This is a genomic window from Levilactobacillus zymae DSM 19395, from assembly GCF_001434115.1.
Taxonomy (GTDB): domain Bacteria; phylum Bacillota; class Bacilli; order Lactobacillales; family Lactobacillaceae; genus Levilactobacillus; species Levilactobacillus zymae.
Map to the genome: position 1 here is coordinate 111,985 of NZ_AZDW01000050.1, position 21,758 is coordinate 133,742.

The 21,758-nt window shown below is 51.5% G+C and carries 14 protein-coding genes; 12 read left to right on the forward strand and 2 right to left on the reverse strand.

From position 1 onward, the window contains the following. Positions 1 to 190: 190 nt before the first annotated feature. Positions 191 to 1,612 carry a glucuronate isomerase gene (gene uxaC / locus FD38_RS10795; protein WP_057734096.1) on the reverse strand — a complete coding sequence of 474 codons (1,422 nt, stop codon included), beginning with the start codon at positions 1,610 to 1,612 and terminating at the stop codon, positions 191 to 193. Positions 1,613 to 1,686: 74 nt separating this feature from the next. Then, the gene (locus tag FD38_RS10800; protein WP_057734098.1) at positions 1,687 to 3,120 is read right to left on the reverse strand and encodes an MFS transporter; all 1,434 of its coding nucleotides are present in this window, start codon (positions 3,118 to 3,120) and stop codon (positions 1,687 to 1,689) included. A 535-nt stretch (positions 3,121 to 3,655) separates the two neighbouring features. Between FD38_RS10800 and FD38_RS10805 the strand changes: the two genes are divergently transcribed. The 12 genes from FD38_RS10805 to FD38_RS10860 all read left to right on the forward strand — a co-directional run bounded on the left by FD38_RS10805 (position 3,656) and on the right by FD38_RS10860 (position 21,706). Next, positions 3,656 to 6,151, forward strand: a complete 2,496-nt coding sequence (locus FD38_RS10805) for a glycoside hydrolase family 31 protein (protein WP_057734100.1) — start codon at positions 3,656 to 3,658, stop codon at positions 6,149 to 6,151. A gap of 410 nt (positions 6,152 to 6,561) precedes the next feature. Further along, positions 6,562 to 7,914 carry an MATE family efflux transporter gene (locus tag FD38_RS10810; protein WP_057734102.1) on the forward strand — a complete coding sequence of 451 codons (1,353 nt, stop codon included), beginning with the start codon at positions 6,562 to 6,564 and terminating at the stop codon, positions 7,912 to 7,914. A gap of 504 nt (positions 7,915 to 8,418) precedes the next feature. Further along, positions 8,419 to 10,056: a mannitol dehydrogenase family protein gene (locus tag FD38_RS10815; RefSeq protein ID WP_057734104.1), complete on the forward strand. Its 1,638-nt coding sequence runs from the start codon at positions 8,419 to 8,421 to the stop codon at positions 10,054 to 10,056. A gap of 31 nt (positions 10,057 to 10,087) precedes the next feature. Continuing rightward, positions 10,088 to 10,966: an aldose 1-epimerase family protein gene (locus FD38_RS10820; protein WP_057734106.1), complete on the forward strand. Its 879-nt coding sequence runs from the start codon at positions 10,088 to 10,090 to the stop codon at positions 10,964 to 10,966. Positions 10,967 to 11,220: 254 nt separating this feature from the next. Further along, complete coding sequence (locus FD38_RS10825) at positions 11,221 to 12,213, forward strand: D-isomer specific 2-hydroxyacid dehydrogenase family protein (protein WP_057734108.1); 993 nt, start codon at positions 11,221 to 11,223, stop codon at positions 12,211 to 12,213. Positions 12,214 to 12,516: 303 nt separating this feature from the next. Beyond that, a complete protein-coding gene (gntK, locus tag FD38_RS10830) occupies positions 12,517 to 14,049 on the forward strand; it encodes a gluconokinase (RefSeq protein WP_057734110.1) in 1,533 nt (510 codons plus the stop codon). Between the two features lie 378 nt (positions 14,050 to 14,427). Then, a complete protein-coding gene (gnd, locus tag FD38_RS10835; RefSeq protein WP_057734112.1) occupies positions 14,428 to 15,330 on the forward strand; it encodes a phosphogluconate dehydrogenase (NAD(+)-dependent, decarboxylating) in 903 nt (300 codons plus the stop codon). A gap of 279 nt (positions 15,331 to 15,609) precedes the next feature. Next, a complete protein-coding gene (locus tag FD38_RS10840; RefSeq protein WP_083485344.1) occupies positions 15,610 to 16,374 on the forward strand; it encodes a GntR family transcriptional regulator in 765 nt (254 codons plus the stop codon). A 14-nt stretch (positions 16,375 to 16,388) separates the two neighbouring features. Beyond that, entirely contained in the window at positions 16,389 to 17,459 is a 1,071-nt protein-coding gene (gene uxuA, locus FD38_RS10845) for a mannonate dehydratase (protein WP_057734114.1), read from the forward strand. 11 nt (positions 17,460 to 17,470) lie between these two features. After that, a complete protein-coding gene (locus FD38_RS10850) occupies positions 17,471 to 18,433 on the forward strand; it encodes a sugar kinase (protein WP_083485345.1) in 963 nt (320 codons plus the stop codon). 392 nt (positions 18,434 to 18,825) lie between these two features. Further along, positions 18,826 to 19,833, forward strand: a complete 1,008-nt coding sequence (locus tag FD38_RS10855; protein ID WP_057734116.1) for a LacI family DNA-binding transcriptional regulator — start codon at positions 18,826 to 18,828, stop codon at positions 19,831 to 19,833. A gap of 403 nt (positions 19,834 to 20,236) precedes the next feature. After that, complete coding sequence (locus FD38_RS10860; protein ID WP_057734118.1) at positions 20,237 to 21,706, forward strand: glycoside-pentoside-hexuronide (GPH):cation symporter; 1,470 nt, start codon at positions 20,237 to 20,239, stop codon at positions 21,704 to 21,706. The last annotated feature ends 52 nt before the right edge of the window (positions 21,707 to 21,758 follow it).

Genomic DNA, 21,758 nt, shown 5'->3' on the forward strand with positions numbered 1-21,758 from the left:
TCCTATTCGTACAGAAAATGACTAGCCCAACGACTAGTCATTTTTTAGTCTATGAACCTATTCTATAACGAAACATCAACGGAAAACAACCAGCCACCGGTAAATCAGCCGGGGGGGGTTCGGCAGCGCAGGGGGTCATTCTTACCAAAAAGGATCAGCCCGTTGCGGACTGATCCTTTTCATCAACGACTTACTTGAAGAAGCCGAAGTAGTTTTTCGCGTTGTTGTAGGAAATATCTTGAACGATCTGACCCAGGTAAGCGTAGTCGTCAGGAACTTGTCCCCGCACGACCCATTCACCGATCAGGTCACACAATACCCGGCGGAAGTATTCGTGCCGTGGGTAGGAGAGGAAGCTCCGTGAGTCGGTCAACATCCCGACGAAGTTTGGCAACAAGCTTTGTTGGGCCATGATGCGCAGTTGGTCGTGCATCCCTTCGCGAGTATCGTTGAACCACCAAGCACAGCCGAGTTGTAGCTTCTGCTTGACTTCACCCTGGAAGCTTTGCATCCCAGTGGCCAGTTCCAGCCAATCGTTCGGGTTGGTGGAGAAGAGGATGGTCTTAGGAATGTTGTTTTCTTCGGCCATGTCGCTGAGCAGGGCCATGATTTCACCGGCGATTCCGGGTTCGGACCCCATGGAGTCAAATCCAGCGTCGGCGCCTAACTTCCGGAACATTGGGCCGTTAGCGTTCCGCAACACGTTCATATGGTATTGCATGGTGAAGTCGTATTGCTTGTTCAGCCGCATGAGTTCTTCTAACAGCAGGGTGGTGTAACCGTCGACTTCGGCAGCGGTCAACTGGGTGTTGTCCTTAGCGGCCTTAGCCAGAATCTGGTTAAATTCATCCTTGGAGATCTTGCGGAAGTGATACGAGTTCAACCCGTGGTCGGACAGACGGCCGCCCATTTCGGTGAAGAACTTGAAGCGGTTGTCTAAGGCCTTGACCAGGCTGTCGTAGTCGGTGATTTCAACCCCAGCCACGTCGCCCAACTTCTTCAGGTAAGCCCCGAAGTCGCCTTGGTTGATCCGGACCAGGTTATCTGGCCGCATCGCTGGGAGGACCTTGAAGCCGTTTTCCGCTTCGTCTTCTCTGATCAGCTTGTGGTAGTGCAGGTCGGAAGCCGGGTCGTCGGTGGTGCAGGCCACCTTGACGTTCATGTTCTTAATCAGGTTGCGGGGCTTGAAGGCTTCGCTTTGAACCAGTTCGTTGGCTTTCTTCCAGATAGCGGGAGCGGACTTGGTGTTGAGCGGTTCGTCGATACCGAAGAAGCGCTTTAATTCCAGGTGGGTCCATTCGTAGAGTGGGTTCCCAATCGACTTTTCGATGGTCCCGGCCCAGGCCAGGAACTTCTGGTATTCGTCGCCGTCACCGGTGATGAGGTCTTCGGGAACCCCGTTGGCCCGTTCGAGGCGCCACTTGTAGTGGTCACCTAAGCTCCCGTCATTCAACCACAGACGGGTGATGTTCGGGTAGTTCTTGTTTTCATAAATGTCTTTTGGTTCCAAGTGACAATGGTAGTCGATGATCGGCATGTTTTCGGCGTAATCGTGGTACAACGTCTTGGCCGGGTCATTGGTTAACAGAAAATCTTCGTTTAATAAAGTCATGAGAAAACTCCTTCATAGAATATGATTTCGTTTATCCGAAACTTAACTGACGAGTCAGTCGGCAGCTAAAGGGATTAGCCTTCAGCTTGTTCCTTCTTTTCTTCTTCGGCGTTCGCATTGTGAATCTTAGCTAATTGAGCGGCGTTAGAGTTGACGCGCTTCTTGCTCAGTGGGTAGAAGAAGAGTAACAGTAAGGCAGCGACTAACAGGCAGACCGTTGGCACACCGGTTGCCAAGTTGTAGATCTTGTCAATAACGGCTTGCGATTGAACGGCACCACCACCAGTGGAGGACTTGTAACCGATGAAGGTCAACATGAACCCACCGAAACCACCAGCGATCGCTTGGGCAACCTTCCGGGCGAAGGAGTTAACCCCGTACACGATCCCGTCTTCACGGACACCCGTCAAGACTTCGTGGTTATCGATAACGTCGGTGATGAAGGCCCAAACCATCAGGTTGAAGACCCCGGCACCCAAGGAACCAAAGAACATCATAGTCAAGTAGAAGTACATGTTGCTAGTGTGAGAAACCATCAAAGTTCCGTAGATAGCAGCACCGATTAACAGTGCGACGATAGAACATTCCTTACGACCAAACGTCCGCGTCATCCAGTTACTGAATGGGGCCAACAGAATAACGGTCGCAAAGTTGAAAATCAAGGCAATCCCCATGGCAGAGGTGTTCTTGAAGTAGTCGTTAAACAGGTAGGAAATCAAAGTCCCAGACAGGTTTTGGTTGATAACGATCATGATGTCGACTAAAACCAAGACAATCAAGGCCTTGTTTTCGAACATTCCTTTAACCACGCGGCCCAGGGGAACCTTTTCAGACTTTTCAGTCCGAACACGTTCCGTGGTCAGCTTCGTGGTCAATTCGTAGCAGACGTAACCTAAAATGGCACAAGCGACAACCACCCAGAAGAACCGGCTCCCGGAAATCTTTTGGGAAGCGCCGATGTAGATGAACATTGGGATGATGTAACTGGTGATGGCGGAACCAACGGCAGACCCAATGGAACGGAACGTCGATAGGGACGTCTTGTCGTTCGGGTCACTACTGATGGCAGAAGCCATAGAACCGTAAGGGATGTTAACTGAGGAGTAGAAGATCCCCCAAGCGATGTAGGTGATGAAGACCCAACCTAACCGCATTGGTAAAGCCCAGTCCTTAACGATTGGGACGAATAACAGAACCAAAGCAATCAGTAATGGGTAACGCATCCGGTTGATCCAAGGTTTGAACCGACCAATCTTATGTAACTTACTGTTATCGACTAATCGTCCCACGGTGATGTCGGCAAAGGCATCGACGAACCGCGCGATTAAGAAGATAATCCCAACTTGTGACCCGGTCAAACCAAGCACGTTGGTATAGAAAATCATTAAGAACGAGTTAACCACGTTAAACGAGAAGTTATTCCCGATATCACCGAACATATACCCAATCTTATCTTTAATGTTGAACGGTGCCGCGGAAACTGTAATAGTCTTTTGTGTCTTATCCAACGAAATTCACTTCCTAAATAAATTTTTGTGATAAAAGACGGTTACCAAGCGTTGAAACTGAACAATAGCAAAAGCTAATCATCGGTGGCCACGGAATTTTAGCTGTGACCAAATTATCTGCCTCCAAACTGGTATAGAAGTTACCTAGAGAATAGCACGGAAGGAAACCGCTTTCAACATAAAATCGTTAAATCACAATCTGAAAATTAAAATGATAATGGCGGTAAACCGCTATACTCCGGGATTATCGCTGGAATTTAAGAATTTAAAGAAAATTCGTTGACAGCGCTTACAGAGTCAATTAAAGTAAACCTGTCACGATATTCTGATATATCACTTGAAACTAATTAGGGGGTCTAGCGCCGACTTATGGCTAAAAAGCCCAAGACTCAGGCGGATTTCCTCGTGAGGTTACCGCCTTAGCTCGGCTGAGCGACCGTCAAAGTTCGTGAAAGCGCCCTCAAAAAGTTTAACTGGTGTGTTAGACTATGACCAATTGAATAGCAACAATCACTAGATTTCGGAGGTGCATCACATGAAAGTTAGTTCTAAACTGCTGAACGTTACTGACCATCACGATTATCTGGATGTGGCAACGGACGGCGCCCAGTTCCGGGTCTACCTCTTGGATGAAAACATCATCCGGATTCGCGGAACCTTTGATCAGGAGTTTGCGCCGGAGGAATCCTACGCCTTAGTCAAGACCGCGTGGGACGATGCGGCCGACGACCTGTTAGCCGATGAACGGCAACGGGTCACACCAATTGCCATCGATTTGAAGACCACCGATGATGGGTACACGGTCAACAACGGCAAGTACACGCTACATATCCACGCCGACCCGTTTTACTTTGAAATCATCGACGAAAACGGTCACGTGGTCCACAAGGACTTGGCCAAGCGCTCGTTCGTGCAGGACAATCTGGGACGCAGCTTCCACTACAGTAGTATGGGCGACCACGATAAGTTCTACGGATTTGGTGAAAAGTCCGGCAAGCTGAACAAGTTCAAGCGCCGGATGCGGATGCACAACACCGACTCGCTGGGCTGGAACGCTAAAAAGTCCGACCCGTTGTATAAGATGATTCCGTTTTACATCGACTTCGACACCCAAGCTAACCTGGCCAGCGGGTTGTTCTACAACAACATGTACGATTCCGTCTTCGACATGGACTGCGAACACAGTAACTACTGGTTACGCTACAGTTACTTCCAGTGTGACGGCGGCGACCTTGACGTCTTCTTCATCGGGGGTCCCACCATCAAAAAGGTCGTGGAACACTACACCGACCTGACCGGGAAGACGGCCATGATGCCGTTACCGTCGCTGGGGTACATGGGCTCGACCATGTTCTACACCGAACTGGACGAACATTCCGACGACGCCATCCTGGATTTCGTGGATACCTGCAAGAAAAACGGCATTCCCTGTGACGGCTTCTTCTTATCTTCCGGCTACACGTCGGGTGAGGACGGCAAGCGCTACGTGTTCAACTGGAACAAGAAGCGTTTTCCGGACCCGGCCAAATTCGTGGCCGAGCTCAAGAAACGGGGCGTTCTTCTGGCGCCAAACATCAAACCCGGTATCCTGACCACCAATCCAATCACGCCCGAGTTCCAACAAAAGAACGCTTACGTGAAGACGGCGGACGGGACTGCCGACGAGATCGATCAGTACTGGGGCGGCCCGGCACACTTCGTGGACTTTACCAGTCCCAACGGTCGGGATGCCTGGGGCCAAAAGATTATCGACGCTCTGGCGTCCATCGGCATCACCTCGTTATGGAACGACAACAACGAATTTGAAATCAACGATGACAGTGCCACGGTCGACGCCGACGGGGTACATCAAACCATCGGGGCCGTTAAACCGATCATGTCGACGTTGATGGCCAAGACCGGGATCAATGCGTTGAAGCAGTATGACCCGAACGTCCGGCCGTACTCAATCAACCGGGCCGGCTTCGCGGGGATTCAACGGTACGCGCAGACCTGGGCCGGCGACAACTACACCAGCTGGACCAACGTGAAATACAACATCCCGACGATTCTGGGGATGGGCCTTTCCGGGGTTGCCAACCAAGGCTGTGACATCGGTGGGTTCGACGGGCCGTTGCCGGAACCGGAACTGTTCGTCCGGTGGGTCCAAAACGGGATTTTCCAACCGCGGTTCTCGATTCACTCCTGCAACAACGACAACACGGTCACCGAACCTTGGACCTACCCGGCGTACACCAAGTACATCCGGGCGGCCATCAAGTTACGGTACACCTTAGTGCCGTACTTCTACTCCCTGCTGTACGAAGCATCGACCAAGGGGTCACCGATCATGCGGCCGCTGGTTTACGAATTCCAAGACGACCCCAAGGTGGCCGAAGAAAGTTTCGAATTCATGCTGGGGTCCTCGCTACTGGTCGCCAACGTGGTGGACAAGGGACAAACGGAAAAGGACGTTTACCTGCCAGCCGGTTGTCGGTGGTTAGATTTGAAGACCGCGCAATACTACGATGGCGGTCAGACCATCACGGTACCGGTCGACTTAGGCAGTATCCCGATGTTCTTACGGACGGGCAGTATCGTGCCACGGAGCTTTGGCATCGACAACCTGCATAACGACGTGATCGATCACCTCAACGTACTGGTCGAAGCTAGTCAAGACGTTGACTTCACCCTGTACGAAGACGACGGGGTCACCAACGATTACAAGCAAGGGCAATCGTTACGGACCAAGTTGAGCGCCCAGGCTACGGCCGATGGCGTCACGATCGACGTGGCACGTGAGGGTGATTACCCAACTCAGGTGAAGACCATGGAATTCGAAGTTTGCTGCCCAACCATGGCGCCACTCAGCGTCAACCTGGCAGGACGCGACTTACCGCGGTTCCTGAACGCGGCGAAGTTTGCCGACGCGGAAGAGGGCTGGTACTTCGACGGCGAGAAGCGGCAAGTGATCATCCGTTACGCCAACCTGGATGCGCAAAGTTACCAATTAGGCATCAACTTCAGCATCAAGGATTTAATTTCAATCTAGAAATTAAACCGCTTTTCGCGGTATCATGAGGGTAATCGAGTGACTGCCACGGAATAGTGGTGAGGGGAAATCAATTCGATAAAAATTGGTTTCCCCTTTTGCTTGGGCTGGATTCGAAATAGGTTACCGCTCATCGGGGGACAAACCTGATTGGGAAACCTAACCGAGAAATGGTTCCTCGGTAAATAGTAAATTAATCGGCGTTGGGGAAATGGAAAAAAGTCCCCCAGCGGAACAGAGTCGACTTGATTTGCTATGGTGAAATTAACCTTAGTCGACGTCTTTTGTCGGCTTAGGTTAAGGTCGTGTTTCGAAGACTCGGGTTGGGAGGCTTCGAAACCGTGCCCACCATAGCTAATCTTGCTCGACGGCGTGAAGCGACAACGCGACAACGTGTAAGGAGGTCCGTTTTGGACGCAATTGATTTGACCCATGGGAGTCCCCTGAAAAAGATTCTGCTCTTTTCCCTGCCGCTGGTGGGCGGCTCCATCTTCCAGCAACTCTATAACTTTATTGATACTCTCATCGTCGGTCGCCTGTTAGGCATCGACGCCGTGGCGGCCGTCGGGGTCTATTACCCGTTGAATTTCTTGATCCTGGGCTTTATCCAGGGAAGTTGTATCGGCTTTAGCATTCCGTTGTCCCACAGTGTGGGGAAACAAGCCGACCAGGAAAGCCGCGAGTTTTTGACCAACGCGGTCTGGCTGTGCCTGATCATGGCGTTGATTTTTACGCCGGTGATGATGCTCTCGGCCCATAGCCTGTTAGTCGCCCTGAACACGCCCAAGAGTATTTTGGGAATGGCGTTGACCTTTACTACGATTTCGTTCTTCGGGATTCCGGCCAATATTTTATACAACTACTCGGCCGACGCGTTGCGGGCGTTCGGCGATTCGATCCATCCGCTGTACTTCCTGATGGCCTCGTTGGTCTTAAACATCATCCTGGACCTGGTGTTTGTCTTAGTCTTTCATCTAGGCATCGCCGGGATTGCCTGGGCCACGGTCATTAGCGAATTTGTCGGCGGCTTGTTGAACCTGATGCTCTTCCGGGGCAGTCGTCAGCCCATCACGGTGCGCCGCGCGGACTGGCGCTGGCGCGGGCCGCGGATTAAACGCATGTGCGTGATCGGGTTACCGATGGGCCTGGAATACTCCGTGTCGGCCATCGGGGCCATCATCATGCAGGACGCCATTAACCTGCTGGGACCGACCATCGTGGCGGCCCAGTCGGCGGCCGAAAAGGTGCGCCAGCTGTTCACCTTACCCATGGAAAGTGTCGGGGCGGCCATCGCGACCTACCAAGCGCAAAACGATGGTGCGCAAGCTCGTCAGCGCATGAAGGCCGGCATCTTTAGTGGTATCTGGATTCAGGTGATTTATTCGGCGGTGGCCTTCGTGGTCATCAACTTGTTTAAGACCACGTTTGTCACCATGATCCTGGGGCACCACGCGGCTAGTGCCGTGCAAAGTGCGAACCAGTACATCTTCATCATCAGCTTCTTCTTCCCGGTTCACGGATTATTGATGATTTTCCGGAACACTTTACAAGGGTGGGGGCATAGCCTCTACGCCATCGTGTCCGGGATCGGCGAACTTCTGGGGCGGTCGTTGGCAAGTATCTTGGCCATTACCTCACTGGGCTTCGTGGGTATCTGCTACGCCAACCCGGTGGCCTGGGGCTTCTCACTAATCTACTGTGTCGTGATGGTGGTGTGGGTTTTCCGCCGCGGGCATCAAGCCGCTACCGCACCTAAACTCTAAGCAAGTACCGCATCCACTAATTAGGGGTGCGGTTTTGTTTTGACTTGAAAAAATGGTCAAAATGAAAACGTGTGAAATTTTAAGACGAAATAAAAACAATCGAAATTAAATTAGTCTATATAATAGGAAGAGTTTAGATATTTTTAAGTGATATATCAGCTGATGGGATTGAAGATTTTGGGGGACGTGTTATACTATGAGTATATAAATGTTCACGTTAACATTTGAAAATTGCACCAAAATGTTACCTAATTTGCGGTCTAAAAGCCAACTGATGTATTAGATTAATAAATAAATTGATTTTATTGGATTACGGATAATCGCTGATATATCAACGATAAGTGTGCCAAATTTCCTCATTTCCTCAAAAATGCGACTTGACATTTTAGCCGTATATTGTAAGATGAAATCGGTTACAAGCCATTACTGATATATAAGTTCACCTGAACCGCATGACATTCAGACTTAACGCAATGGATACGACAGAAGAAAGGATGTTTCTAAATGGTTAAATTAAACGACGATTACTTAAATAACAAGGCCGCCTTTGAACAGGCGGGCATCAAAGTTCCTACTTATGATCAAGCGAAGATCAAGCAAGCAACTGCTGACCATCCTCGTTGGGTCCACTTCGGTGGTGGGAACCTGTTCCGGGCATTCCACGCCGCTATCGCGAACACATTAATTGAAAAGGGCGAACTGGACTCCGGTGTCGTCGTTGCTGAAACCTACGATGATGGTGTTGTGAAGGACATCTACAACGCCTACAACAACCGGATCTTACGGGTCGTTACCAAGGCCGATGGGAATTTCGATAAGGAACTCATCGCGTCCGTTGGTGAAGCCCACTTCTTCAGCCCAACTGACCAGGCTGGTTGGGACCGGATGTTTGAAATCTTCAAGAACCCATCCTTACAAGTGGTTACTTTCTCCATTACTGAAAAGGGTTACAACTTACGGACCGTTGATGGCGCCTTAAACGACCTGACCAAGGCCGACATCGCCAACGGCCCAGAAAAACCTAAGGGCAACATGGCCGGCTTAGTTTCCTTACTGTTAGCTCGTTACCAAAACGGCAAGACACCATTAGCCTTACTCAGTACCGATAACTTCTCCCAAAACGGGGACCGGTTAAAGGACAGCGTCTTGACGATTGCCAAGGGCTGGAAGGACAACGGTTTCGTAGACGACGCCTTCTTAGCTTACTTACAAGATCCTAAGCAAATCAGCTTCCCAATCTCCATGATTGACCGGATTACGCCTAACCCAGCCGAAGCTGTTAGCGACAAATTAAAGGATAGCGGTTTCGAAGATTACCAAATCGTGCACACCGCTCGTCACACCAACATCGCGCCATTCACCAACACCGAAGAAGTTCACTACTTAGTCATTCAAGACGAATTTCCAAATGGTCGGCCGAAGTTTGAAGACGCCGGCGTGATCGTTACTGACCGCGACACGGTTAACGATGCCGACCAAATGAAGGTTACTACCTGCTTGAACCCATTACACACGGCCTTAGCTATCTTTGGGAGTGTCCTGGGCTTCACGGCGATTTCCAAGGAATTACAAGACAAAGACTTAGTCGCTTTGATTAAGCAAATCGGTTACGTTGAAGGCTTACCAGTGGTTACGGATCCTAAGGTCATCAACCCGAAGGACTTCATCGACCAATTGGTCAACAAGCGCCTGCCTAACCCATACATTCCAGATACGCCACAACGGATCGCTACGGATACTTCCCAGAAGATTCCAGTTCGTTACGGCGAAACCATCAAGCAATACGTCGCGCGTGACGGCTTTGACCCATCGACGTTGGAATTCATCCCGTTGACGATCGCCGCATGGTTCCGTTACTTAATGGCCGTTAACGACGAAGGTCAAGCCTTCGAACCAAGTCCAGATCCAATGATGGATGACTTGAAGAAGTACGTGGGCGACATCAAGTTGGGTGAAGACACCGACGTTCACGCTCACTTGAAGGACATCTTGACCAACACGTCCATCTTCGGCCAAGACCTCTACGCGGTTGGCTTGGGCACTAAGGTTGAAGGTTACTTCAAGCAAATGATCGCGGGCAAGGGTGCTATCGTGGCCACGCTCGAAAAGGCTTTAAAAGATCACGCGAAGACCGTTGCCTAACGCCACCCAATTACTGGAGGAATGAGCCATTATGATTACGATTCAAAATGATAAGTTCCAAGCCATTATCAACGAAGTCGGTGCCGAATTAACGCACCTGGTTGACTTGAAGACCCAACGCGACCTGATCTGGAACAACGACCTGTGGCCAAAACACGCCCCGGTCTTATTCCCCGCCATTGGTCGGTCGAACGACGACGCTTACTTGATTGACGGCCAGAAGCACGAGATGCCCCAACACGGGTTTGTCAGTGGTTTACGGTTTGACGTCAAGGACCAAGCAGTCGACCACGTCACGTTAAGCACTAAGGGTAACGCGGAAACGCAACAATATTACCCCTTCAAGTACGAACTAGACATTACCTTTACGGTCGTGGCAGACGGTTTGCACCTGAGCTTCACGGTCGACAACCAAGACACCCAAGACTTGTCGTACTCCCTAGGGTCACATCCAGCCTTCAACGTGCCATTTGAAGACGGTGAAACCTTCGACGACTACGAATTGGTCTTAGATCCCAAGCCAGCGAAGTTGGAACAATTTGAAATTGTGAAGACGCCGAACCCTTACCGTTCTGGTAAGAAATTAGAAGTTGCGCAAACGGACGGGGTCATCGCGTTGAACTACCAGATGTTTGACGCCGGCTTGATCATCTTGGACGACTCAGCTTTGAAGAGTATCACGTTACGCTCGAAGAAGAACGCCCACACCATCAAATTGGATTTGACGGATTTCGATTACGTCACGTTATGGACCAAGGAAGGCGCCAAGGCACCGTTCCTCTGCCTTGAACCCTTCAACGGGTTGCCTGACGTGAGTGGCGACTTGCGGGAATTGGCGACTAAGGAAGCTAACCACCACTTAGCTGCTGGCCAACAAGAAACCATGCAATACACGATTCACATTAATTAATAGAGTGCGACGACGGGCGTTTAGCCGGTGAGCATGAACGTCAAGTCAGTGATTATCCTGAACTTTGGATAATGACTGACTTGGGGTTAAGCGGAACCGGTTGCCCATCAGGAGCACGTTTCAACGAGGATGAAACTGGTCGCCTTGCCGGTCGGCCCCACTGGGGCTGGAACGTGGTGGACACCACCTTAAACAGATAATCCACTATTAATATCTTACGTCTCACCAAGAGAATATGGAGGTCAATTAGAAAAATGTCAGAATATAAGATTGCGGTTGTTAACTCAAGTAGTTTTGGTCAAGTCTTCACGGAACACTGGAAGGAACTCGAAGAAATCGGTGAAGTCAAGCGCTTCATGCTCCCAACCGACATCGACGGTAAGTCCTTAGCCGCTAAGCTGAAGGGTTACAACATCATCATTGCGTCCGTAACGCCAATGTTTGACAAAGAATTCTTCGACAACACGGAAGGCTTGTTACTGATCTCCCGTCACGGTATCGGCTTTAACAACGTTGATATCAAGGCTGCTAAGGAACACGGCGTTAAGGTTACCATCGTGCCCCAATTGGTTGAACGGGACTCCGTTGCCGAAAACGAACTGGTTAACTTGTTGACCTTGGTTCGTCGGACGGTGGCTGCTGCTGAACGTGAACGTGACGACCGGTACGAAGACCGGGCCGAATTCATGGGTAACGAACTCAGCGGGAAGACCTTTGGGGTTATCGGTTGTGGGAACATTGGTAGCCGGGTCGCTGAATTGTTCAGTGTCTTTGGTGGCCAAGTGTTCATCACCGACCCAGATCCAAAGGCTCCAGAAGGCTGGTTGAAGAGCCACAACGTTCAACGCGTGGACCTCGACACCTTGCTGAAGAACAGTGACTACGTTTCCTTAAACGCCTCACTGAACGATGGTAACTACCACTTGATCAACGCTGAAAAGGTTGCTGAAATGAAGAAGGGCGCTTACCTTTGCAATAACGCCCGGGGTGCTTTGATTGACGAAACGGCCGTCTTAGATGGTATCAAGTCTGGTCAATTATCCGGTTACGCTGCGGATGCGGTTGAAGTTGAACCCGTTCGTGCTAGCCACCCATTCTTACACAACGACCGCGTCTTACTGACGCCCCACACCTCCGCATACACTTACGAATGCTTACACGGCATGGGCGAAAAGTGTGTCAGCGATGTGAAGAACTTAATTGCAAACAAGCCATTAGTTCGGGAATTAACGAGCACGTTGGCCTAGTGAGGTAACCGAATGGGACCATGTGCGCTCAAGGCGGCATGGTCCCGTTCTTTACCCTCAATGCGCTAAATGGTTCAGCGGTTGGTCGTTTTTGAACGGCAATCGCTACTTATAGGAAGAGATTCGACTGGTGGTATCCCTGGTTAGCGAGTAACTCGGTGGAGTTGACGGTAGCTATTGGCCGTCGTCTGGCTGAACAGGGCGTTATCAATCGAAGCGTGAGCAACAATAGTGTTAAAGTCGGGTTCCCGGCTTTCGCTATCAATAGCCGATCTTTATTTAAACAGAAAGCTGGGAAACGAAATGGACTATTTAATTGGAATTGATGTTGGGACCACGAGTACCAAAGCGGTCATCTACGATAAAAAAGGGAAGATTTACGGCTACGCCAACAAACTGTACCCGTTGATTCAAGAAAACTCCGATATGGCCGAAGAAGATCCAGATGTAATCTTTGACGCCACGGTCGCGGCTTTAAAGGAAGTTACCGGTAAGGTGGACGGCAAGGTCTTAGGGGTCGCTTGGTCGACGCAACAGCACAGCCTGATCGCCTTAGATAAGGACCACAAGCCACTGACCAACGCCATCACTTGGGCCGATAACCGTTCCGAAAAGTACGCTTCGGCGATGGACAAGGACGGTTCCGGCCTGGAACTCTACAAACGGACCGGGTTACCGAACCACCCGATGGGCCCCGTCTACAAGATTCTCTGGTTGAAGAACGAACGACCAGACATCTACAAGCAAACCCGTTACTGGGTCGGCTTGAAGGAATACTTGATTTACCGGTACTTCGGTCAATTAAAGGAAGAATACGGGATGGCTGCGGCCACCGGTCTGTTCAACATCCACACCATGGACTGGGACGAAGAATCCCTGAAGTTGACGGGTGTGACCCGCGACCAGTTGCCTGAATTAGTGGAAGCCACTTACCAGGTTAAGGGCTTGAAGCCCGAATACGCCAAGGAAATTGGCTTTGACGAAGACATGCCGTTCATCATGGGGGGGACCGATGGGGCCCTTTCCGGAATCGGTTCCGGGGCGATTGGCGACGGCGAAGTCTCCGTCACCATCGGGACTTCCGGCGTGGTCCGGACCTTCGTGGACAAGCCACAAATCGACCCGAAAGGCCGGATCTACTGCTACCCAGTCATGGACGGCAAGTGGATCATCGGGGGCCCCGTCAACAACGGGGGAATCGTCTTCCGCTGGGTCCGCGACAACCTCTTTGCGCCCGAAAAGGCGTTGGCTAAGGAAATGGGCGAAGACCCGTACGATTTGCTGACCAAGATTGCTAGCCAGGTTCCCGCCGGTTCCGACGGCCTGATTTTCCACCCGTTCTTGGGTGGTGAACGGGCCCCAATCTGGGACGGGAACGCCCGGGCTTCCTTCTTTGGCTTGACCCGGCAACACAACCGCTCCCACATGGTTCGGGCCGCCCTGGAAGGTATCGTTTACAACCTGTACACGGTTGAATTGGCCCTCAAGGAAGCCGCTGGTGAACCTAAGAAGGTCATGGCTTCCGGTGGATTTGCCCGCTCGCCACTCTGGCGTCAAATGTTAGCCGACATCTTCGAAGAACCCGTGACGATTGCGGAATCCTTCGAAGCCGGCTGTTTAGGGGCCATGGTGATTGCCCAAATTAGTTTAGGCCTGGCCGACAACCTTTCCGTGGTCAAGAACTTCATTGGCAAGACCAACACTTACCAACCTAACCCAGAAACCTACGCCAACTACCGGGAAATCATGCCGATTTACATCCGGTTGGGCCGGAAACTGGAATCCGAATACACCGCCATCGCGGAGTATCAACGGAAACGGGAACCGAAGGAATAAGTTTCGCTGGATGAAACTGGTCGCCCTCCGGCGCTCAGGGGCGAACATTTGGACCGCCAGTGGGCACAACTTTGAGCCTTGCTAAACCCGCAAGTCTCAAAGCTTGGCCTTATGGTAAGCCGACAAAAAACGCCGACTAACCATAATTTCACCGGCTGAGCCCCTGCTCGCCTACGGGCTGAATACTGAATATTCTAGTTAAACTATCCGTTGTAGAACGGGAATGTAGTGGATTGTGTGGGTTTAACAACGGGTCAATTCAGTGAAATGTAACACTTTTTCATAGTTTTACTTGAAATATGTAACTTTTTTTAATATGATAAGGACGACTTAAAAAACGGAACTTATCACTTTACCGAGAGAGAGGAAATTACACGCATGAAAATTGGATTAGTTGGATTAGGCAAGATGGGCTTGAACTTAGCCCAAAACATGATGGATCACGGTACCGAGGTCGTTGGCTTTGACTTGAACAAGGACTTCGTCAGTGCCGCCGCTGGTTTTGGGGCCGAGGCCGCCACGTCTTTAGACGACTTGTTAAGCAAGTTGCCTTCGCCTAAAGTTGTTTGGCTGATGTTACCAGCCGGCAAGCCAACCGAAAGCACGATTGCCACGTTGACCGACGTATTAGACGCCGGCGACTACATCGTCGACGGGGGGAACTCCTTCTGGAAGAACTCCGTGGAAGACGCCAAGAAGGCCGAAGCCAAGAACATCAACTTCTTCGACTGTGGGACCTCTGGTGGGAAGTCCGGCGCTCGTCACGACGGGAACTTTATGATCGGTGGGACGTCCCAAGAATCCTTTGACGCCGTTTTGAAGCCAATCTTCGAAGGCATCGCCCAAACCAACGGTTACCTGTACACCGGTGCTGCTGGTTCCGGTCACTACCTGAAGATGGTTCACAACGGGATCGAATACGGGATGATGGAAGCCATCGGTGAAGGCTTTGACGTGCTGGAACACAGCGATTTCAACTACGATAACGAAGCCGTTGCCTTACTCTGGAACTCCGGTTCTGTCGTTCGGTCATGGCTCATGGAATTGGCCCAAGAAGCCTTTGCCAAGGACGCTAACCTGGACGAAATCAAGGGAACCATGCACAGTTCTGGTGAAGGTATGTGGACCTTGCAAGAAGCCATGGACCAACAAGTGCCAACGCCAGTTATCGCGCTGTCCTTAATGATGCGTTACCGTTCAATGGAAGACGACACCTTTACGGGTAAGGTCGTTTCTGCTCTCCGGAATGGTTTTGGTGGCCACGCGGTCGACAAAGCTTAATAAAGTTAATAACATCTGAAAGGCGGTACTTTTGGGTACTGCCTTTTTTGAAAAAATGCTTGTGAAAAAACGTGACAATCCGCGTTGCGGTTAGCCAGTTGGTTTAATTGTTTGACTAACCGGTAAGAATTTAGGCGCACCTATGCTAAACTAAGAGAATCATCAGCTCATTCACCCACGCATTAAAGTCGACTTGAAGGGAAGGTCGGCGGGTGAAAGAACTAAGCGAACCGACACAGAGACCAAGACGAAAAACTGGAAAAGGATGGTTCATTCGCTATGCAATTAAAAAACATGCGGAGCGAAGCGTACAGCCAACTTCGTTACCGAATTATGCACAATAAATACACTCCCGGACAAAAGATTTCCGAAAAGGTCATTTCCGACGAGCTCGGGATCGGCCGGACCCCGGTTCGTGAAGCGGTGATCCGGGTGGAACGGGACGGACTGATTGACGTGGTGCCGCAAAGTGGGACCTACGTTTCGCGGATCGACATGGCGATGGCCAACAACGCCCGGTTTGTCCGTCAAATCTTAGAAGTCGAAATCATGCTGGAGGCCACCGGTAAAATGACCGACGAGTGGTACCAGAAACTCCAACAGAATCTGGAAAATCAGGTGGTCGTGGCCCAGCAAGGCGATCCCGATGCGTTCTTTGACCTGGACGAAGCCTTTCACAAGACCTTCTACCTGGCCGCGGACCGCGAAGTCGTTTGGGATTGGTTACAGACGTTGAACATGCACCTGAACCGCTTCCGGTGGATGCGCCTGAAGGTCACCAATCTGGATTGGCAGACGTTGTTAGACCAACACCAGGCAATCTTAGACGCGGTGCGCCGCCGAGAACTCGACGACGTGCGTTATAGCATCACCAAGCATTTACGGCTAATGTTGAGTGAACGGAAATATCTACTCAACAAGTTCCCCGACTATTTCATGAACGTGCGGCCCGAGGACCTCACGTCGGCCGACGTCCCGGCTCACGAACCGGGGACGCTGGATGTGCGGGGCATCTTAGCCAAGACAACCACGAAAAACGATTAGAGGAGGTCGCAAACATGGAGATGGGATTTCGATGGTATGGTCAACAAGACGATGCTATCTCCCTGGCGAACATTCGCCAAATTCCCAACGTCACCCAAGTGGTGGGGGCGTTATTCGATATTCCGGTGGGCGACGTTTGGCCCCTCGACAAGATTCTGGACTTGAAACGGCAGATTGAGGCCGCCGGTTTAAGCTTTACCACGGTGGAATCGGTCAACATTCACGACGACATCAAGATTGGGTTACCCAGTCGGGACCAGTACATCGCGAACTACCAAGAAACGATTCGGAACCTGGCCCAGGCCGGCGTGACCACGATTTGTTACAATTTCATGCCGATCTTCGATTGGGTTCGGACCAACCTGCATTATCCGTTGGCGGACGGGTCGACGGCACTGGCCTTTGAGGAACGTTACACCCAAAAGGCGCCCGAAGAGATCATTCACGACGTGCAAAGCCAGGCCAACGGTTACGTCTTACCCGGATGGGAACCCGACCGGTTGGCCGAGGTGCAGCGGTTATTTACGGCCTACGCCGACGTGGACGAGGCTCAACTGACGGCTAACCTGAAATACTTCCTGGACGCCATTATTCCGGTGTGCGAGGAATGCCACGTGCAGATGGCGATGCACCCGGACGACCCGCCGATGCCGATCTTTGGCTTACCGCGAATCTACAAGAACGCGGCCGACATGCGCGCCATCGTGGCGTTGAACCCGTCGCCGATGAACGGGTTTACCATTTGTACCGGGAGTCTGGGTGAAAATCCCGCTAACGACGTGCCGGCAATTATCCGTGAGTTCGTGCCCACGGGACGCGTGCCGTTCGTCCATGCCCGGAACATCAAGCACTTAGGCCACCATCAGGACTTTCACGAGTCCGGCCACCTGTCTAAAGACGGGTCGCTGGATATGTTTGCCATCATGCAGGCCCTACACGACACCGACTTTGACGGCATCATTCGGCCCGACCACGGCCGCGACATCTGGGGAGAACAGGGGCGTCCTGGCTACGGGTTGTACGACCGGGCCTTAGGGATCGCCTACCTCAACGGGTTGTGGGAAGCCATTAGCAAGACCAAGTAGGAGGCGGTAACGTGGGAACGATTCTAACGATTGGCGAGCCCATGGTGGTGTTCAAGGCCCAAGAGACCAACGCTAGCCTGGCGGACGCCGCGACCTTTCAGAAGTTTTCGGCCGGAGCCGAGTTGAACGTGGCCCTGGGGTTAGCCCGGTTGGGGCACGCCACGGAATACGTGTCGGCGGTGGGGCAAGACCCGTTTGGCACCTACCTGCAGGCTGAAATGCGCCGCAACCACGTGGGGGTCACCAACCTGGTGACCAAGGCGGCCTACCCGACCGGCTTTTACCTCAAGCAAAACGTGGATCACGGTGATCCGGCGGTCTACTACTTCCGGCGGGGGTCGGCGGCGGCCCACTACGATTTGAACGATCTTCGGGGCGTCGACCTGGCGCAGGTCCAATTGGCCCACCTGTCGGGTATCTTTGCAGCGTTGTCCGCGGAGAGCCTGGCGGTGTACCGGCAATTGAACCGCGAACTCCTGCAGCACAATATTCCGGTTACCTTTGACCCGAATCTGCGGCCGACCCTGTGGTCCTCGACCGCCGAAATGGTGCGGGTGACCAACCAGTTGGCTCAGACGGCCACGGTGGTCTTACCCGGTTTGGGCGAGGGCGAAACGTTGACCGGCTCGCGAGACCCGGAAACCATCGCCGACTTTTACCTGCACCAAAGCGAGGTCACTCAACTAGTGGTGGTCAAGCTGGGCGCTAAGGGGGCCTTCGCCCAACGCGCGACCGGGGAGAAACTGTGGGTCCCCGGCTTCCACGTGGCGCCCGTGGTTGATACGGTCGGCGCGGGGGACGGTTTTGCCGTGGGGCTGATCTCGGCCCTGCAGGAAGACCTGTCGCTGAAGCAGGCTCTGCGTCGGGCTTGTGCGATTGGCGCCATGGCGGTGCAAGTCATGGGGGACAACGACGGGTACCCGACACCCGCGCAGCTGAAGACGTTTTACCAGGAACACCAGACCCAGTCCTAGGAATTCAGCTCGCAATCGCCGCCGCTTAGCGGGAGGTTGTGGCGAATTCCTTTTTTGCTTTTAGCGGTCAAATCATCTATCCTAGTACTATTATCAATGATTGTGTGATAAGTGAGTGTAACCGTGAACATCTTAATGTAACGATTTCGCTGAAATGAGGCCAGACCGTCTAACTGGTATGGCAGTTACGACTTAACGGTTGGTTCCGGTATTTGTACGTAATTGGTGCTATATTAAAGAGATATGGTATCAACCAATATGTGGCTGAACCTAACCCGGCAAATGGTGAGAAACCCATAGTACCGGGATGGACTAACCGCATTGACACACTAAATTTAAACTGATAAAAAGAGACTGCACCAAATTATTATCGGCTTTGGGAGGAAACCAAGATGGAAGAAGTCACGATTCGAACAATTGCACAACGGGCTAACGTTTCACACACGACGGTTTCGCGGGCGTTAAACGATAGCCCACTGGTCAAGGAAGCCACCAAGAAGAAGATTCGGCAGTTAGCGGATGACCTGGGGTACGTGCCGAACCTAAACGCTAAGGGGCTAGTCGAACAGCGCTCCTTCCTGATTGGGGTCTTCTTTTCCGACCTAGATACGGGGACCTCACCGAGTTTCTTGGTCGACGTGATCAAGCGTGCCCGTGACTTCTTACCTAAGGGTTATTCACTGTCGTTAGACAGCGTGGAGTCGCTCAGTGCCAGTGGGACCGTCTCCCGGCACCAATACGACGGGGCCATCGTGGTGAGCCAATCCAAGAAGGATGATCCGTTCATTGAAACGTTGATCAAGCGGCGGTTACCGATTGTGGTGCTTAACCGTAAAATCGACCGGGATGACGTCTCCAACTTCTCGACCAACGATTATCTGGGGGCCAAGAAGATTCTGGAATACGCGATTCGCATGGGTCACCGCCAATTTGGCATCATCGGTGGGGCCACGAGCTTCGTGTCCGCGGCCGACCGGCGCCAGGGGTTTGACGACGTAATTCGCGAGAATGGCGCCGAGACCCGGCCCGAGTGGCAACGGCAGGGGAATTATCTCCCCGAAAGTGGCTACCAGGCCATGCGCGATATCCTGGGTGCCGCCGAGACACCGACCTGCATCTTCGCCACCAACGATGATATGGCGACCGGGGCCGTGCGGGCCTGTCAGGACTTGGGGTACAAGGTTCCAGCCGACATCTCGATCATTGGGTACGATGACATGAACTACTCGAAGTATTTGGTGCCGCGGCTGACCACGGTCCGTAAACCCACCGACAGCATCGTGCAAGAGGGGGTCAGCGCACTGACGGAATTGCTGAGTAATCCCGCCATGGCGCCGGTGAAGAAGGTTGCGGAACCAACGCTCATCGTGCGGGATTCCGTTAAGGACCTGCGGAAATAAAGATTTTTAGGAGACTGACCAGTGAGTCGGTCTTTTTTGTTGGCCCCTAAATTGGCCTGATTAATTTAAAAAGATCAAAATTTATCCAGTTAAATTTGTGAGCTCCTTTTAGCGCGAGACCGGCCTTTTCCTGACTTTTGAGCAAGCCAACTGATATATTTGTTTTGTTTTTTTGCAAATAAATGTTAACGTGTGCAGAATTTTGTGATAAGATAAGCATTGTTAGATAGAAAGCGCTTACGAAAGCGATAAAACGTAGCTTTTAAGAGTTAGCTGCTAATGAAATCTCAGGGTTAAGATTTAGATTTCAGGTGGTACATACCAAAGATTTGTGTTAACGTGTGTATTAGAGAATGAAACCGATTTCGGGACCCCGCGATGGATAATTCAAGGAGGTGCTCACATGAGCGAGGCAGTAACTAGTCCCCATCCAGAGACTGAGGAAACCAAAGACGAAATGATTAATGACTCATCTCGTCACATTCCGATGCGCCAAAAGATTGCGTACGGGTTTGGGGACTTCGGTAACGGGTTCATGTTTGACTTAGGGCAAGCATACCTGACCAAGTTCTGGATTGATGCGTGTGGTATTGGTGCCGGTGCGGTTGCCGGAATTTTCGCCTTTACTAAGATTTTCGATGCGTTTATGGATCCAATCGCCGGTTCAGTCATTGATAACCGGAAGAAGATCGGTAAGGCTGGTAAGTTCCGACCAGTCATGATGATTTCAGCTATTATTCTCGGGATTATGACAGTCGTTACCTTCACGATGCCTAGTGGGCTGAGTGGAACGCAAAAGATCATCTACGCATATGCTGCTTACATGATCTGGGGCTTGGTTTATTCGTTCACTAACGACCCTTATGGTTCGTTAGCGTCCGTTATGTCACGGAACTCCCAAGACCGGAGCTTCATGGCAACGTCTCGGCAGGTTGGTTCCGTAGGGGCCCAATTCATCGCCGGGGTTGCGTTCATTCCTTTGATGGGCTTGATCGCCAACGGGAATACCGGGGTCAAAGAAGAACACGGTTACTTCTGGGCAGCCGCAGTCTTCGCCATTATCGGGGTCCTGATGTTCGCCGTTTGTTACTTCGGAACGCGTGAAAACGTTAAGGTTCACCGGAACACCGGTAAGGGTGCCGAAAAGGAAGGGTTCAAAGATTACATCAAAGTTATCTTCAAGAACGGACCTTTAGGTGCCTTGATTCTGATGACGCTGTTCACGATTTCCGCCATGAACACCAACAACCAAATGATGGTGTTCTACGCACAATACAACTTGGGTAACATTGGTTTACAGCCAATCATCAACGCGATCATGATGGGTTGCTCCATCGTTGGGGTCTTCATGATTCCTACGTTGACGAAGCATTTTGGGCAAAAGCGGACCGCAATGTGGAGCTTCGTTATCGGGGCCGTTGCCAACATCGCGAACTTCTTCTTACCACAAAATGTCATCGTTTTCATTGTCTTAGTTACCATCGGTTACACGGCTTTGGCGATTCCAAACGGGATTACTTGGGCCATGGTTTCCAACGCTATCGACTATGGTGAATGGCGTTCTGGGACTCGGAAGGAAGCCATCACGTACGCGGCGTTCAACTTCTCCCGGAAGATTGCGCAATCCTTAGCTGCTTTGGTTAGTGCCGGGGTTCTGGCGTTGACCGGTTACGTGGCTAACGCGCACCAAACGCCAGGTGCCTTACGGGGTATCAAGGCTGCGATGACGCTTTACCCAGGGTTCTGTCTGTTAGTGGCTGCCGTCGTTATCGGCTTCTTATACAAGCTGGACGAAAAGCGGTTTGCTGAAATTGCTGACGACTTGGATCACGGTCGTTGGGAAGGCGGAAAGCTGAAAGGTAACATCAAGTAACATTGAGTTTCATGATTAATTCGGGTTTATGTTCCTTAAAACTAGGTACTTA

What these genes read in the sequence shown, in the direction of transcription:
- FD38_RS10825 (WP_057734108.1), top strand. Translation starts at nt 11,221, where the DNA reads ATGTCAGAATATAAGATTGCGGTTGTTAACTCAAGTAGTTTTGGTCAA.
- FD38_RS10815 (WP_057734104.1), top strand. Translation starts at nt 8,419, where the DNA reads ATGGTTAAATTAAACGACGATTACTTAAATAACAAGGCCGCCTTTGAA.
- FD38_RS10820 (WP_057734106.1), top strand. Translation starts at nt 10,088, where the DNA reads ATGATTACGATTCAAAATGATAAGTTCCAAGCCATTATCAACGAAGTC.
- FD38_RS10860 (WP_057734118.1), top strand. Translation starts at nt 20,237, where the DNA reads ATGAGCGAGGCAGTAACTAGTCCCCATCCAGAGACTGAGGAAACCAAA.
- uxaC (WP_057734096.1), bottom strand. Translation starts at nt 1,612, where the DNA reads ATGACTTTATTAAACGAAGATTTTCTGTTAACCAATGACCCGGCCAAG.
- uxuA (WP_057734114.1), top strand. Translation starts at nt 16,389, where the DNA reads ATGGAGATGGGATTTCGATGGTATGGTCAACAAGACGATGCTATCTCC.
- gnd (WP_057734112.1), top strand. Translation starts at nt 14,428, where the DNA reads ATGAAAATTGGATTAGTTGGATTAGGCAAGATGGGCTTGAACTTAGCC.
- gntK (WP_057734110.1), top strand. Translation starts at nt 12,517, where the DNA reads ATGGACTATTTAATTGGAATTGATGTTGGGACCACGAGTACCAAAGCG.
- FD38_RS10855 (WP_057734116.1), top strand. Translation starts at nt 18,826, where the DNA reads ATGGAAGAAGTCACGATTCGAACAATTGCACAACGGGCTAACGTTTCA.
- FD38_RS10840 (WP_083485344.1), top strand. Translation starts at nt 15,610, where the DNA reads ATGCAATTAAAAAACATGCGGAGCGAAGCGTACAGCCAACTTCGTTAC.
- FD38_RS10805 (WP_057734100.1), top strand. Translation starts at nt 3,656, where the DNA reads ATGAAAGTTAGTTCTAAACTGCTGAACGTTACTGACCATCACGATTAT.